General features: G+C 67.5%; 7 protein-coding genes and 2 pseudogenes. All 9 read left to right on the forward strand.

Features of this window, described 5'->3' with window-relative positions; genetic code table 11:
- Positions 1-63: 63 nt before the first annotated feature.
- Positions 64-6,927 carry a polymorphic toxin-type HINT domain-containing protein gene (locus ADL01_RS39180; RefSeq protein ID WP_159049754.1) on the forward strand — a complete coding sequence of 2,288 codons (6,864 nt, stop codon included), beginning with the start codon at positions 64-66 and terminating at the stop codon, positions 6,925-6,927.
- A 147-nt stretch (positions 6,928-7,074) separates the two neighbouring features.
- The gene (locus ADL01_RS43220) at positions 7,075-7,557 is read left to right on the forward strand and encodes a hypothetical protein (protein WP_234354957.1); all 483 of its coding nucleotides are present in this window, start codon (positions 7,075-7,077) and stop codon (positions 7,555-7,557) included.
- A 13-nt stretch (positions 7,558-7,570) separates the two neighbouring features.
- Positions 7,571-7,939, forward strand: coding sequence for an Imm32 family immunity protein (locus ADL01_RS39185; RefSeq protein WP_159049755.1), 369 nt, complete (start codon positions 7,571-7,573; stop codon positions 7,937-7,939).
- A 290-nt stretch (positions 7,940-8,229) separates the two neighbouring features.
- Positions 8,230-8,601, forward strand: coding sequence for a DUF6188 family protein (locus ADL01_RS45120; RefSeq protein WP_159049756.1), 372 nt, complete (start codon positions 8,230-8,232; stop codon positions 8,599-8,601).
- Between the two features lie 553 nt (positions 8,602-9,154).
- Complete coding sequence (locus ADL01_RS39190; RefSeq protein ID WP_078961039.1) at positions 9,155-10,330, forward strand: acyltransferase family protein; 1,176 nt, start codon at positions 9,155-9,157, stop codon at positions 10,328-10,330.
- Positions 10,331-10,536: 206 nt separating this feature from the next.
- The gene (locus ADL01_RS39195) at positions 10,537-10,809 is read left to right on the forward strand and encodes a hypothetical protein (RefSeq protein ID WP_053746857.1); all 273 of its coding nucleotides are present in this window, start codon (positions 10,537-10,539) and stop codon (positions 10,807-10,809) included.
- 406 nt (positions 10,810-11,215) lie between these two features.
- The gene (locus tag ADL01_RS39200) at positions 11,216-11,851 is read left to right on the forward strand and encodes a helix-turn-helix transcriptional regulator (RefSeq protein ID WP_053746858.1); all 636 of its coding nucleotides are present in this window, start codon (positions 11,216-11,218) and stop codon (positions 11,849-11,851) included.
- A 127-nt stretch (positions 11,852-11,978) separates the two neighbouring features.
- A pseudogene (locus ADL01_RS39205) lies at positions 11,979-12,402 on the forward strand (GPW/gp25 family protein).
- Positions 12,402-13,763, forward strand: a pseudogene (locus tag ADL01_RS39210) (putative baseplate assembly protein); the annotation flags it as partial. The pseudogenes ADL01_RS39205 and ADL01_RS39210, both read left to right, overlap by 1 nt.
- Between the last annotated feature and the right edge of the window lie 64 nt (positions 13,764-13,827).

The following is a 13,827-nucleotide window of genomic DNA, read 5'->3' on the forward strand; positions in this document are numbered from 1 at the left end:
TTCGCTCCGCCGTGCGCGGTACCCCACTGCCCGCGGAGCCCCCAACGGGAGGAAGACAAACCCATGACCAGACCACGAGCAAGAACAGGCAGGCCATGGCGCCGGGTGGCGATGGCCACGGCCGCCGTCCTGACCGCGACCCTGCTCCAGGCGTCGGGTGTGCCCGCCGTCGCGCAGGGCTGGCGCAAGCCCGCGCTGCCGCGGGCCGAGTCGCCGGTCGACGGTGGCCCTGCGGGCAAGGCGGTGTCCCGCAAGGTGATGAGGGGACCCCGTACGCCCGCCAAGGCACCGGCCACCAGCTGGCCGAAGGCGACTGCCGCGACGGTGACCTTGCGGCAGGAGGCGACCCGGGTCAAGGGGCTGCCGCTCACCCTGGACACGCAGGTCAAGCGGTCCGCGGACGCGGCCACCGGCACTTACACCGTCAGTACGCTGTCCCGGGAAGCCGCGCGGAAGACCGGGGTCGACGGGCCCGTCTTCACGCTGACGCCCCGTCAGGGCACCGCGCGGCGCGGCGGCGAAGTGCGCGCCGGACTGGACTACTCCTCGTTCGCGGGCCTCTACGGCGGCGGATACGCATCCCGGCTGTCCCTGGTCCGACTGCCGGCATGCGCGCTGACGACACCGCAGAAGAAGCAGTGCCGTACCACCCAGCCCGTGGCGACCGTCAACGACACCGAGAAGCAGACGCTGACCACGAAGTCGGTCGCGCTCAGCGCGAGGACGGCGACCGTGCTCGCGGCGACCGCCTCGGCGAGCAGCGACACGGGCGACTACAAGGCCACTTCGCTGGCAGCCTCGTCAACATGGTCCACGGATCAGAGCAGCGGCTCCTTCGCGTGGTCGTACGACATGGCGGTGCCGAAGGTGCCCGGCGGGCTGACTCCGCAGGTCGGGCTGTCGTACTCCTCCGGCGGTGTCGACGGCCGGACGGGGAACACCAACAACCAGGCGTCATGGGTGGGTGACGGTTTCGACCTGGCGCCAGGCTTCATCGAGCGCAGCTACAAGAGCTGCACGGACGACGGGGCGACCAACGCGGACGGGAACAAGCCCGGTGATCTGTGCTGGACATACGACAACGCCACCTTGTCGCTGAACGGCTCGGGCGGGGAGTTGGTGCCCAACGGCACCAATTCCTTCAAGCTCCAGAACGACGACGGCACGAAGATCGACCGGATCTACGGCTCCACGTCCGACGTGCGGTCCAACGGCGCCCGTAACGACGAGTACTGGCGGGTGACGACCCCCGACGGCACCCAGTACTACTTCGGCTACAACCGGCTGCCGGGCTGGGCGAGCGGCAAGGAGACCACCGACTCGGCCTGGACCGTGCCGGTCTTCGGCAACAACGCCGATGAACAGTGCCACGCCTCCACGTTCGCGGCCTCCTGGTGCCAGCAGGGCTGGCGCTGGAACCTGGACTACGTCGTGGATCCGCACGGCAACGCCGTCGCGTACTACTACGACAAGGAGACCAACTCCTACGGCCGCAACCTCAAGGCCGCCGACGACACCCCGTACGTACGCGGCGGGACGCTGGACCGTATCGAGTACGGCCTGAAGTCCACGGCCGTCTACTCGACGAAGGCGCTCGCCAAGGTCAACTTCACCAACAGCGAGCGGTGCATCCCCGACAGCTCGACCACGTGCTCGTCCATCTCCACAGGCTCCCAGTACTGGTACGACACCCCGTGGGACCTGAACTGCGAGGCGGGCACCGACTGCGACAACGGCCGGTCCTCCCCGGCGTTCTTCACCCGCAAGCGGCTGACCGGCGTCACCACCCAGGTGCTGGTGTCCGGCGCCTACAGCAACGTCGACGGCTGGAAGCTCACCCACCGGTGGGGCATGGCCGACACCGACTACCAGCTGTTGCTCGACTCCATCCAGCGCACCGGCTACGACGGTACGGCCTCGATCACCCTGCCGAAGGTCACCCTCGCCTACACCCAGCTCGCCAACCGTCTCGACAAGATCGGCGACGGCTACGCCCCGTACATCAAGTCCCGGCTGTCCACCGTCGCCGACGAATCGGGCGGCCAGATCGACGTCGGCTACTCCGCCCCGGTCTGTGACGCCGCAGCCCTGCCCACCCCGGAGACCAACACCACCCGCTGCTTCCCCCAGTACATCGGCGGCAGCGCGACCGACGACCCGGACCGCCAGTGGTTCAACAAGTACGTCGTGAACACGGTCACCTCGACCGACCGTACCGGCGGTGCGCCGGACCAGGTCACCATGTACGACTACCTGGACGGCGCGGCCTGGCACTACGACGATGACGACGGGATGACCAAGGAGAAGTCCAAGACCTGGTCGCAGTGGCGCGGTTACGGCCATGTACGGGTGCGCACCGGTGGCCAGGGCGGCGCCTCGGCGATGAAGTCGCAGACGGACTCGTACTTCCTGCGGGGCATGGACGGCGACCGCAAGACGACGGCCGGCGGCTCCAAGAGCGTGTCGGTCACCCTCGACTCGGGTGAGGGCGACCCGATCACCGACCACGAGTCGCAGGCCGGATTCGCGTACAAGACCGTCACCTACTCCGGTCCCGGTGGGAAGGTGCTCGCCAAGTCGGTGAACCGCCCCTGGTACAAGGAGACCGCGAAGAAGGCCCGCACCTGGGGCACCGTCACCGCCAACCTCACGGGCAACGCCTCCGGCAGGGCGTGGACCTCGCTGGACGACGGCGCCGGCGCCAAGTGGCGCACGACCGCGACGTCCGACACCCACGACCCCACCAGCGGTCTGGTCACCCAGACCGAGGACCTGGGCGACATGGCGACCTCGGACGACGACCAGTGCACCCGCACCACCTATGTCTCCGGCAGCATTCCGGTGGAGGCCCCCGCGCGGGTCGAGACGGTCGCCAAGGCGTGCGACGCCGCCACCACCAGCCGCCCGGCCGACGTCATGTCCGACGTCCGCACGGCCTACGACGGCGGGGCCTACGGCGCCGCGGCCACCAAGGGCGACGCCACCAGGACCGCCAAACTCAAAACCTACAGCGGCACCAGCGCGCTCTACCTGGAGTCCACCTCCACCTATGACGGCTACGGCCGGGCGCTCACCACCACCGACCTGACCGCCAATGTCACCGTCACCTCCGCGGGCGCGCTCACCAGGGCTGCCCGCACCGACGGACGGACCACCACCACCGCCTACAACCCCACCAGCGGCTTCCCGACGAGCAGTTCCGTGACCACCCCGCCTGCCACGCCCGGTGACAGTGCGACCGCCCAGACGTCGACCACCGCCTACGAGACGCTGCGCGGGCAGCCGCTCACGGAGACCGACACCAACGGCAAGGTCATCACCTACGCGTACGACGCGCTGGGCCGCAGCACCAAGGTGTGGCTGGCCGACCGGCTCACGGGTCAGACCCCGACCTACGAGTTCACGTACACCATCACCGACGGCAAGCCGGTCGTGGTCGGCACGAAGACGATCGGCAACTCGGGTGCGCAGGACACCTCGTACGCCTTCTACGACGGCTTCCTGCGCCCCCGTCAGACGCAGGCCCCCGGCCCGAACGGCAAAACCCTGCTGGCGGACACCTTCTACGACGAACGCGGCCTGACGGCCAAGGAGTTCGCCACCTACTACACCGACACCACCGCGCCCTCCACGACCCTCTTCAAGCCCGCGGACGCGTTGAGTGTCGAGACCCAGAACCGTTACACCTACGACGGCCTCGGCCGGGTGACCGAGCTGAAGCAGATCGCCGGCAACGGCGACGGCGGAGCGGTCCTCAACGTCACGAAGACGATCTACGGCGGCGACCGCACCACGGTCATCCCGCCGGAGGGCGGCACCGCGCAGACCACCCTCACCGACGCCCGCGGCCTCACCACCGAACTGCGTCTGCTGCACTCCCGTGACGCCGGCGCCGCATATGACACCACGTCCTACGGCTACTCGCCGCGCGGTGAGCCGACCGGGGTCACCGACCCGGCGGGCAACGCCTGGACGTGGACGTACGACCTGATGGGGCGGCTCACCGACACCAAGGACCCCGACAAGGGCGCCAATCACAGTGAGTACGACGACCGTTCCCAGGCGATCAGCACCAAGGACGCCCGCGGCACTGTCCTCGCCGCCGTCTACGACGGTCTGGGCCGCCAGACCGAGCTGCGTGACACCTCGTCGACGGGCACGCTGCGGGCCAAGTGGGTCTACGACACGATCAGCGGCGCCAAGGGGCAGCTCACCTCCAGCTCGCGGTACGTCGGCACTCAGGAGTACAAGTCGAGCGTCGTCGCCTACGACCGGCTCTACCGGCCGCTGCGCACGTCGGTGACCATCCCCTCCTCCGAGGGCGCGCTGCAGGGCACTTACCTGTCAGCGACCACCTACAACGACTCCGGCACCGTGCAGGGCGTCGGCTACCCCAAGGCCGGTGACCTCGCCGCCAACACCGTCGCCTACACCTACGAGGACGGCACGCTGCGACCCCTCGGGGTCAGCGGCCCGCAGAACCTGACCGCGAGCACCAGCTACAGCCTCACCGGCAAGCCGCTGCAGTACTCGCTGGCCGCGAACGGCGGTAAGACGACGTACGAGACCAACACCTACCAGTGGGGCACCCAGCGACTGTCCACCTCGCGGGTGGACCGTCAGGACATCACGGGCGTAGACCAGTCCAACACCTACTCCTACGACGAGGCGGGCAATGTCCTGTCCGTCGCGGACACCTCACGCTCCGGCACCGACAACCAGTGCTTCGGCTACGACTACCTCGGCCGGGTGTCGGAGGCCTGGGCCCAGTCGACCACCAGCTGTGCCACCGCACCGACCACCGGTGTGCTGGGCGGCCCGGCTGCGTACTGGACCTCCTATACCTACGACAAGGTCGGCAACCGTTCCACCGAGACCAAGCACGGCGTCACGAGCGGGGCATCGGACACCCAGCGCGCCTACCACTACCCGAATCCAGGGGCGAGTGCGGTCCGTCCGCACGCGCTGGGCACAGTGGACACCACCGTCGGCACGGTGAAGTCCACCGACAGCTTCACCTATGACGTCGCGGGCAACACCCATACCCGTCTGCTGGGCAACGGCACCTCGCAGACCCTGGACTGGGACGCCGAGGGCCACCTGGCCAAGGTCACCCAGCCGGTGGAGGGCGGCAGCGACAAGGTCACCGACTACCTCTACGACGCCGGCGGCAACCGCCTGATCGGCCGCACCCCGACGGAGACCACGCTCTACCTCGGTGCCACCGAGATCACTCTGGCGAAGGGCGCCACGACGGCCAAGGGCACCCGCTACTTCGACGTCGGCGGCGGCCACCAAGCCGTCCAGGCCAACGACGGGACCATCTCCTTCACCCTGGCCGACCACCACGGCACCGCCCAGCTGTCCGTCAACGCCACCACCCAGGCGCTGACCCAGCGCCGCACCCTGCCGTTCGGTGGGCCACGCGACACGGGGTCGGGCACGTGGACCGGTACGAAGGGCTTCGTCGGCGGCACGATCGACACCGCCACGGGTCTCACGCACCTCGGCGCCCGTGAGTACGATCCGGCGACGGGCCGCTTCCTGTCGGTCGACCCGGTCTTCACCGCCGGCGACCCGCAGCAGATGAACGGCTACTCCTACGCCAACAACAACCCGCTGACCTACTCCGACCCGGCGGGCACGGAGATCGGCTCCAAGCCCAACTCCTGCCAGTACGACGTCAAGTACTGCAGCAAGCACCAGCAGCAGGAAGTCGGCTACGACGCGAAGACCGGCACGTCCGATTACCACCGCGGCAACATCTACAAGCGCTCCCAGGCCGCGACGAAGAACTGGGTAGCGGCGCACACCCCCGTCACGAACGACATCGATGTAATTGCGGACCAGTACTGGCACCCCAGGATGAACGGGGAGTTTACGGACGACTTCTGGTACAACCCGGTTTACGAGTCGTCCCAAAAGGGCCAGGAAGGCGTCGCTTGCTACGGGCGCGAGGGATGCGCTCAGGCCTTCCAATACGTATTGCACGGCGGCAGGGATGTCGAGAAGGCCAAGGAGATCGCGGCGACGTACTGCGTCTACAACGTCGAAGAATGCAATGAGAAGGCCGCGGCCGTGGCGCGTGGCAACGTCATCCGTGACGTCGTCGCGACCGTAGTGCTGGCATATGTGGGCGGCGCGGCCGGAAGCGATGCGAAACCCTGCAACAGCTTCGTCCCGGGCACCGAAGTCCTCATGGCGGATGGCACCACCAAACCCATTGAGGAAGTGAAGACCGGGGACAAGGTCCTCGCGACGGATCCGAAAACCGGCCGCACCAGCGTCAAGACGGTCACTGCCGAGATCACCGGCGAGGGCCTGAAGAACCTGGTCAGGATCACGCTTTCCATCGAAGTCGACGGCAAGAAGCTGACCACTTCGGTCACCGCGACGGACGGACACCCGTTCTGGGTCCCGCAACTCGGCGCGTGGGTAGACGCCACCAACCTGACCGTCGGCGAACAGCTCAGCTCGTCCACGCAGGCAGTGGTCCGGATCACCGAGGTCCGGCGCTGGGCACAGTTGGCGACGGTGCACAATCTCACCATCGCCGACACCCACACGTACTATGTGGTGGCGGGGGCCACGCCGGTCCTGGTACACAATTGCAATTCCGGCGGAGTGAGCCTCGTGGGCGCCCGGCAAGTGAGCGGACGGTTTCCCAAGACTGCCGACCCTGGTGAAATCCTTTACCGCCAGAAGGAAGATGGGACGATTACCGCATATGCAAGGTATGACAAGGATGGGGCGATCGCTCAACGCGCGGACCTGGATCCCAGTTCGGCTGCACATGCCGGCATACCGGCCCCGCACATTCTTGACATGACCAAGCACGTCAATCCAAAGACGGGGCAAGTTTTCCGTAACTGGGAAAAGCTACCGCGACCTCTTCTCCCGGAGGAAGAACTCTGCGGCTGCCGGTAGGTGCAGAGTGCTGCGCGAACGGGACCGCCGAATGGCCTGCAAATAAAATAGCAACAAAGTAGTGGAGGTCTTAGGCGCCCGTCATCATCATGACGGGCGCCTGCGTTTCAAATCTGCACTCGGCAATGGGCATAAAAGGAGCTATCGATGGACAATCCCATGGAGTATCCCAAAATTGCATCTTGGACGGAGGAGTGGGGAGGTGCCGTTGATTACGTAGATTATGTAAAACGTAATGGCGACATGGCATTGCTTGTAGCATTTTCTCGAATCTTTTGGCCTCGTTTTGTCGAAGCGGGGGGCTGCGTGCTGTGGGATCGCGCTTACGAGGAGTCAAATTTCAACGTCTGGCAGGAGAACCTCTCGGGTGATACCCAAAGAATCGAAGCGACGCTGAATCAATTGAGAGTATGGCAGGTTGTCGAATCAGAAGACACGGACGAGGATTGGCAGGCGCTAGAATTTATTGCCGCATGCATCGCAAAATCTTGGAGGGCCGCTTTGCACGCAGAATTCCCTGACCGAGCTTTCGACGTCCGAATCATCAACTCCGAGGATGGGCCCATCGTTACCTTTTCCTCTGGTGCCGGTCCGGTGACTACTGACCGTAGCGAAAATACGGAGGTGTGAGGCGGTGAATGTCTTGCGCGGTGACTCGACCGGGGAACTGGGGCTCTCCGGGACCCGCTCGGAACTGCTGGCCCTCGGGCGGGAGTTGCGGAGCGTGCACTGGGAGATTCCGCTGGAGAAGGTCTCCGATCCGTTCCCGTACAGCAGGTTGTTGTCACTTATCACGTTCCGGCGAGCGAGCGGGAAGGTCATGATCTCGTCGTCCGGAGACAGGGAATCCCTGGATGTCCAAGGCGGACCGGAGTCTCTGTCTCTCCTTGCCGACAATATCGAGGGCTTCGCTTCGGAGGCGGACGTGGACGACCACCTTCACGTGGACTGCTGCGGGGACCACGACTATCTGGCTGAGGGGTCGGGATCGGTGGTCGTCGCCATCGGTTAGTCGCAGGACCGCTCGCCTTGTCGCAAACGCGCTTGCCCGCCCCATGGAGAATGGGGCGGCCAAGGGCGTTTCGCTTCGGATCAGCGGCCGCTTCGGCTGCGGGTGTCAGTCCAACTGGGGCGCCGTGCACTCCTGGGATCGGCCCTCAGCGTCCTGCTGGATTGGTGATGGCTGGGTGGCGCAGGGCGTGGCCAGCCGATCGGACTCGACGGAAAGCCCGGCTCGAAAGCGGCTACGCATATCTCGATGAATCCTGACGGCACTTATCCACTTCCGGTGGGGTGGTAGGAATGAACCTGAACCTTCGGGGTCATGTAGTTACCCGTGTCTGCTTCGACGCGGCTCTCACAGTCCTTACCAGCGGAGATTGTGAACTGCGTATCGAAACTGAGGCGGTTCTCCGAGTCTCGGCAGAGGATTATGTGTCTTTTGATCCAGAATCCCCGGACGCCGCGGCTCCCCATCTCGTCCGACTGGCCCGTGACGTGATTACTGAGGCTGAAGCAGGAAGAGCCGGTGATCTCGTGATCGAATTCGAAAGCGGCGCGAAACTGACTGTCCGGCCGGATGGGGAGTATGAGGCTTGGGGGCTTGTCGGGCCTAAGGGAAAGCGAGTGACCTGCCTGCCCGGAGGAGAGATCGCGGTGTGGAGCGGTGAGTGATATTCGGCCGTAACTGGAACACCTGATCTTCGCCTTGCTCTCGCATGCAAGAGCAAGGCCGTGGCCCCGCCGGGAGCGATCCGGCGGGGCCATAGAGGTGTCTGACGGGAGAAGATGAATCCGAGCGGGGCTTCGTTTCGAGGGACGCGACCCCGGTGGTCCAGAACCTGCGGGCTGACGGTGCGGATGGTGCCCGGTCCCCCGTTCGCGGAAACCCCGAGCACGTGTCTCGACGGCGGCCCAGTTCAGACGACGCCGACGCCAACATCGTTCGTGCCGCCCGTTGTGCAGTGGCGTGTATCCCTTGATGTCGAGATGAGAATCTCGGTTGTCTCTTGAACTGCTCAGCCGGACGCCACGTATCAGTCTCGGTGGGTGGCATCGTTGCGCCCGGTGTACCAGCAGGGAAACGGGTCGGCGGGCGGATGTCTGCCGTGGGTTGCATCGCGCAGCGGCCGTCGGGGTGTCGGCGGTGGGCTGTGAACGCGGTGCCCGGGAAAAGGGCTGAGCGATTTCAGTGGATTCGAGCCGTTCGGTCAGTGGCACTCTCGACGTGGCCGTCCCACCGGGGCGGGCGGAGGGGGCGAGCGGGACAGACGTCCGTCGGCAGGTGCTCGGTCTGGACGGTCTCCGTGGCCTGGCGGCGCTGTATGTGGTGCTGTTCCACTGCTGGTTGTACACGTTCCCGGGGTATCCCGACAGTTCGGCGCCGCCATGGCTGGACGGGCTGATGTTCGGGCGCCTGGCCGTGGTCTTCTTCCTGGTGTTGTCCGGGTTCTCGCTGGCGATCTCGCCGGCGCGTCACGGTTGGGGGTCGGGTGGCGTCGGGCAGTTCCTGCGCCGTCGTGCCTGGCGGATTCTGCCTCCGTACTGGGCAGCGCTGGTCATGAGCCTGATCATTTCCTCGTTCGTGGTGCCCGCCTCGCGTTTCGGACCGCCCACGGGCTCGTCCGTGCTGGTGTACGGCCTTCTCGGTCAGGACATGGTCACCGCACCGACGCCGAACGGCGCGTTCTGGTCGATCGGGGTGGAGGCCGAGCTCTATCTCCTCTTCCCCCTTCTGCTGTTCGTGCGGCGGCGGTGGGGCGCGGCGGTCATGGTCGCGTGCGTGGCTCTTCCGGTGATCGCCCGTGGCCTGATGGCGGCTGACGCGTCTCCGGTGGAAGGCGCCAACTGGCTCGCTCCGCATCTCGCCCCGGTGTTCGTGGCCGGCGTGGCGGGTGCGGGGATCGTCGTGGCGTCGGACAGGGTCCGGCGCCTGCCCTGGGGATGGTTCGCCGTGCTGGCCGCTGTGCCTGTGCTGGCTGTCGGTGTCGTTCGAGGGTCTGTGTGGACGGTGAACCACTACTTCTGGGTGGATCTCGCCGTCGCTCCCGCCATGACGATGCTGATCGCCGCGATCGCCACCGGCAGGCCCGCCGTCCTCGTACGGCTTCTGACCGCGCGGCCCGTTCGGAGTCTGGGCAGTTTCTCCTACAGCCTCTATCTGATCCATCTGCCGATCGTCCTGGCCGTGATCCGCCGAGTGGCCCCGCATTTCGTCTCGCGCGGCCTGCCCACCTTCTGGTTCACGCTGGCCGTGGCACTGCCGGTCTCGGTGCTCGGGGCGTGGCTTTTCGCCCGGATCTTCGAGCTTCCCTTCAAGGGCAACAGGTCCTGGAAATCCATGATCGCCTTGTGTCGGTCCCGTGGGACGGGTGGGGGCGCGCGAGGTCTTCGACGGACCTGATCCTCCCGTTCGGCTGCGTCGACCTGCCTGTCCGGCAGGTTCGGCCGGAGGCCCGGCGGTGGGTTCACCCGTGGGGCAAGGGGCCGACTTTCTCCCCTCTATGGTGAGATGGCTGGCGGCGTCTGCGTTGTCGGTGCGACCGGTGGACGCTCAGGCGGTCGCCGGCGCAGCCGTATCGAAGGTATCGATCGTGGTTCACATCGCGTATGCGTGAGGCGTGGCTGAAGGCTCTGGCGCGCGTCGCCGAGGGCCATGGCGATGCGGCCGACAGTCCGTGTCCGGTGTGCGGCTTGGACTGTCTTGAGGTTCGGTATGTCGTCGACGACAGCAGTCGGGTCGGCTACGTGCTGCTCTGGTGCGGCGCGTGTCTGCATGGCATCAGCGTTTCCCGGGTGCGTGCTCCGGAAGGCGTTGCGACCTGGCCGATCGGCGATCCGGCTTCGGTCGCGGGTGTACCGGACTTCACCCGTGACGACTGAGGGCCGTGGCGGGGCGGGGCTTGGGTGAGTGGCGCGTGGCAGCGGGCCGCAGGGCAGTTTTTCGAACGGCAGTTGCCCGACCGGGGCGTCAGGCGGGCGTGGGGGCCGGAAGCGGACCAGGCCGACGGCGCACCGACCACCTCGAACCGGTACGCCACCGAAAGTGACGGGGGACGCCAACCGTGCAGTTTGCTGTCAAAGCCCCTGACGGTAAGAAGGTCGCCGCCCCACGCCAGGGACCGATCGGGAAGAAACAGAGGCAAGATTTCTTCCCATTAGCTTCACATTAAGTGCGCGCAAAGTCCTCAAGTGCATGCTCGTGCCACTTGGTTCACCTGGTTCAACACCCCCCCACCTGGCCGGCCGACGCTCATCCGGTCGCGGGCCGAAAACGCAGGAGCGCGCAGTGGAACGTGTCGCCGTCTCAGTCCTCGCCGAAGACCAGATCTCCCGGTCGGGCGTCGTCAGCCAGCTCAGACAACGCCCTGAACTGTGGGTACTCCAGGAATCCGAACAGGAGCGGGCGACGGTCGTGTTCGTCGTCACCGACAGCGTCACCGACAGCGTCGACGACCGCACGGTGGTCCTGCTGCGCCGTCTGCGCCGTACGTCCGCCGCCCGCGTCGTACTGATCGCCTCCCGGGTCGACGACGCGGGCCTCGTCACAGCGGCGGAGTGCGGGGTCCTGGGCGTGCTGCGCCGGTCGGAGGCCAGCCCGGACCGGATCGTCCAGGTGGCCCTGCTGGCGGCCCGGGGCGAGAGCAGCATGCCGTCCGACCTGCTGGCCCGGCTGCTGGCCCAGGTCGGCAAGATGCACCAGCAACTGCTCGACCCGCGCGGGCTGTCGTACACCGGGATGAGCTCGCGTGAGATCGGCGTCCTCAAGCTGGTCGCCGACGGGATGGACACCCGCGAGATCGCCGAGAACCTCTCCTATTCGGAGCGCACCGTGAAGAACATCCTGCACGACGTGACCAGCCGGCTGCAGTTGCGCAACCGCACGCACGCGGTGGCCTACGCGTTGCGGCAGGGCCTGATCTGAGGCCCTGAGCCCGGCCGGGAACTGCCCGATGGGGTAACGACTTCTGCGCCCTTCTCTGCGCTGCCGCACGCGGGTGAACCTCCCGGCGGGCGACCAGGATCGACCGCGTGAGTGGAGCACTGAGGCAATGGCCGAACAGTTCGTCGGGGCCGGGCGGGCCTTTCCCCTGCGTACCGACGCCACCGGGGGCATCCGGGGGCATCGCCCTGTCACCCGGGACCGGGAGATCGCCGGGTCGATCAGGATCATCCTCGGCACCTCCCCGGGCGAGCGCCCGATGCGCCCCGAGTTCGGCTGCCGCGTCCACGACCACGTGGCCACGCCCCGCCGACGAGGACACCGCCGGGCGCCTCGCCCACGAGGTGCGCAGCTCCCTCGACCGCTGGGAACCGAGGATCGAACCGACCGACGTGGTCGTCACCCTGCGGGGCGCCGACAACCCGCGCAACCTCGTCTTCCCATTCCCCTTCTATGTCATCCCCTCGCACGACGCGCCCCCGGCCGGTCCCCGCCACGGGGCGGCGCCGAGTATCCAGGAGAGTGCCCGCTGATGGCTCCGCACGCCCCCAACCTCGACGACCGCCGCTTCCAGCACCTGGTCGACGAAGCCACGCGTTTCGTCCAGCAGCGCGGCCCGGAGTGGACCGACCACAACGTCTCCGACCCCGGGGTCACCCTGATCGAGGCGTTCGCGCACATGACCGACCAGTTGCTCTACCGGCTCAACCGGGTGCCCGAGAAGAGCTATCTGGCGTTCCTGGACCTCATCGGCGTCACCCTGTTCCCCCCGGTTCCCGCCCGCGCCGACGTCACCTTCTGGCTCTCCGCACCGCAGCCCGGCACGGTGGTGCTGCCCGAGAACACCGAGATCGCGACGGTGCGCACCGAGACCGAGGACGCCCTGGTCTTCGCCACCACCGCCGATCTGGCGGTCGTGCCCTGCTCGTACGCGCACCTGCTCACCCAGTACGAGGGGGCGCGCGCCACCGACCGGACCGACGACCTCGCCGACGGCCGGGACATCGGCTGCTTCCAGACGCAGCCGGCCCCCGGGGACGCCCTGCTCATCGGTCTGACCGCCGCCGTCCCGCACTGCGCGGTGGTCCTGCGGCTGGACAGCCGGGTGGAGGGCATCGGCGTCGATCCGCGCCGCCCGCCGCTGGTCTGGGAGGCATTCGACGGCGCGGACTGGCACGTGTGCGAGGTGGAGCGGGACGAGACCGGCGGGCTCAACCGGCCCGGTGAGGTGGTCCTGCACGTCCCGGGCGGCCACACGCTCGCACCCTTCGCCGGCCGACGGGCGGGGTGGCTGCGCTGCCGGGTCCTGACCCCCGGTTTCGAGCAGCCGTTCTACTCCTCTTCCCCGGTGCTGCACGGGGTCACGGCGTTCACCATCGGGGGCACCGCCCCGGCGGTCCACGCCGAACTGGTGACCGGCGAGCGGCTCGGTGAGACGGAAGGGGTGCCCGGCCAGCGGTTCGCGGTCGCACGGCCGCCGGTGCTGCCGGACGAGGAGCCCCTGATCGTCGAGGTCGCCGGTGCGGACGGCGGCTGGGAGGAGTGGACCGAGGTCGAGTCGTTCGGCGCCAGCGGGCCGGGCGACCGTCATGTCAGGCTCGACCGGACCCTGGGCGAGGTGGCGTTCGGGCCCGCGCTGCGCGACCCCGACGGCACGCTGCGCCGCTGCGGCGCGGTGCCGCCCAAGGGCGCCCAGGTCCGCGTACGCCGCTACCGCACCGGTGGCGGACGGCACGGCAACGTCGCCGCCCACACCCTGACCGTGCTGCGCGGCCCCATCCCGTACGTGGCCCGCACCGACAACCGGGAGGCAGCCTCGGGCGGCCGGGACGGCGAGTCGGAGGAGAACGCCAAGCTGCGCGGCCCCCTCGAACTGAGCTCGCGGGAACGGGCCCGGCTGTGACGCCGTGGCCCTGCGGGGCGCGCGGCGTGCGGCAGCCGCACGCGCGCGGGCCCCA

The organism is Streptomyces sp. NRRL WC-3618, from assembly GCF_001280005.1.
Taxonomy (GTDB): Bacteria; Actinomycetota; Actinomycetes; order Streptomycetales; family Streptomycetaceae; genus Streptomyces.

What these genes read in the sequence shown, in the direction of transcription:
- ADL01_RS39180 (WP_159049754.1), top strand. Translation starts at nt 64, where the DNA reads ATGACCAGACCACGAGCAAGAACAGGCAGGCCATGGCGCCGGGTGGCG.
- ADL01_RS43220 (WP_234354957.1), top strand. Translation starts at nt 7,075, where the DNA reads ATGGACAATCCCATGGAGTATCCCAAAATTGCATCTTGGACGGAGGAG.
- ADL01_RS45120 (WP_159049756.1), top strand. Translation starts at nt 8,230, where the DNA reads ATGAACCTGAACCTTCGGGGTCATGTAGTTACCCGTGTCTGCTTCGAC.
- ADL01_RS39195 (WP_053746857.1), top strand. Translation starts at nt 10,537, where the DNA reads ATGCGTGAGGCGTGGCTGAAGGCTCTGGCGCGCGTCGCCGAGGGCCAT.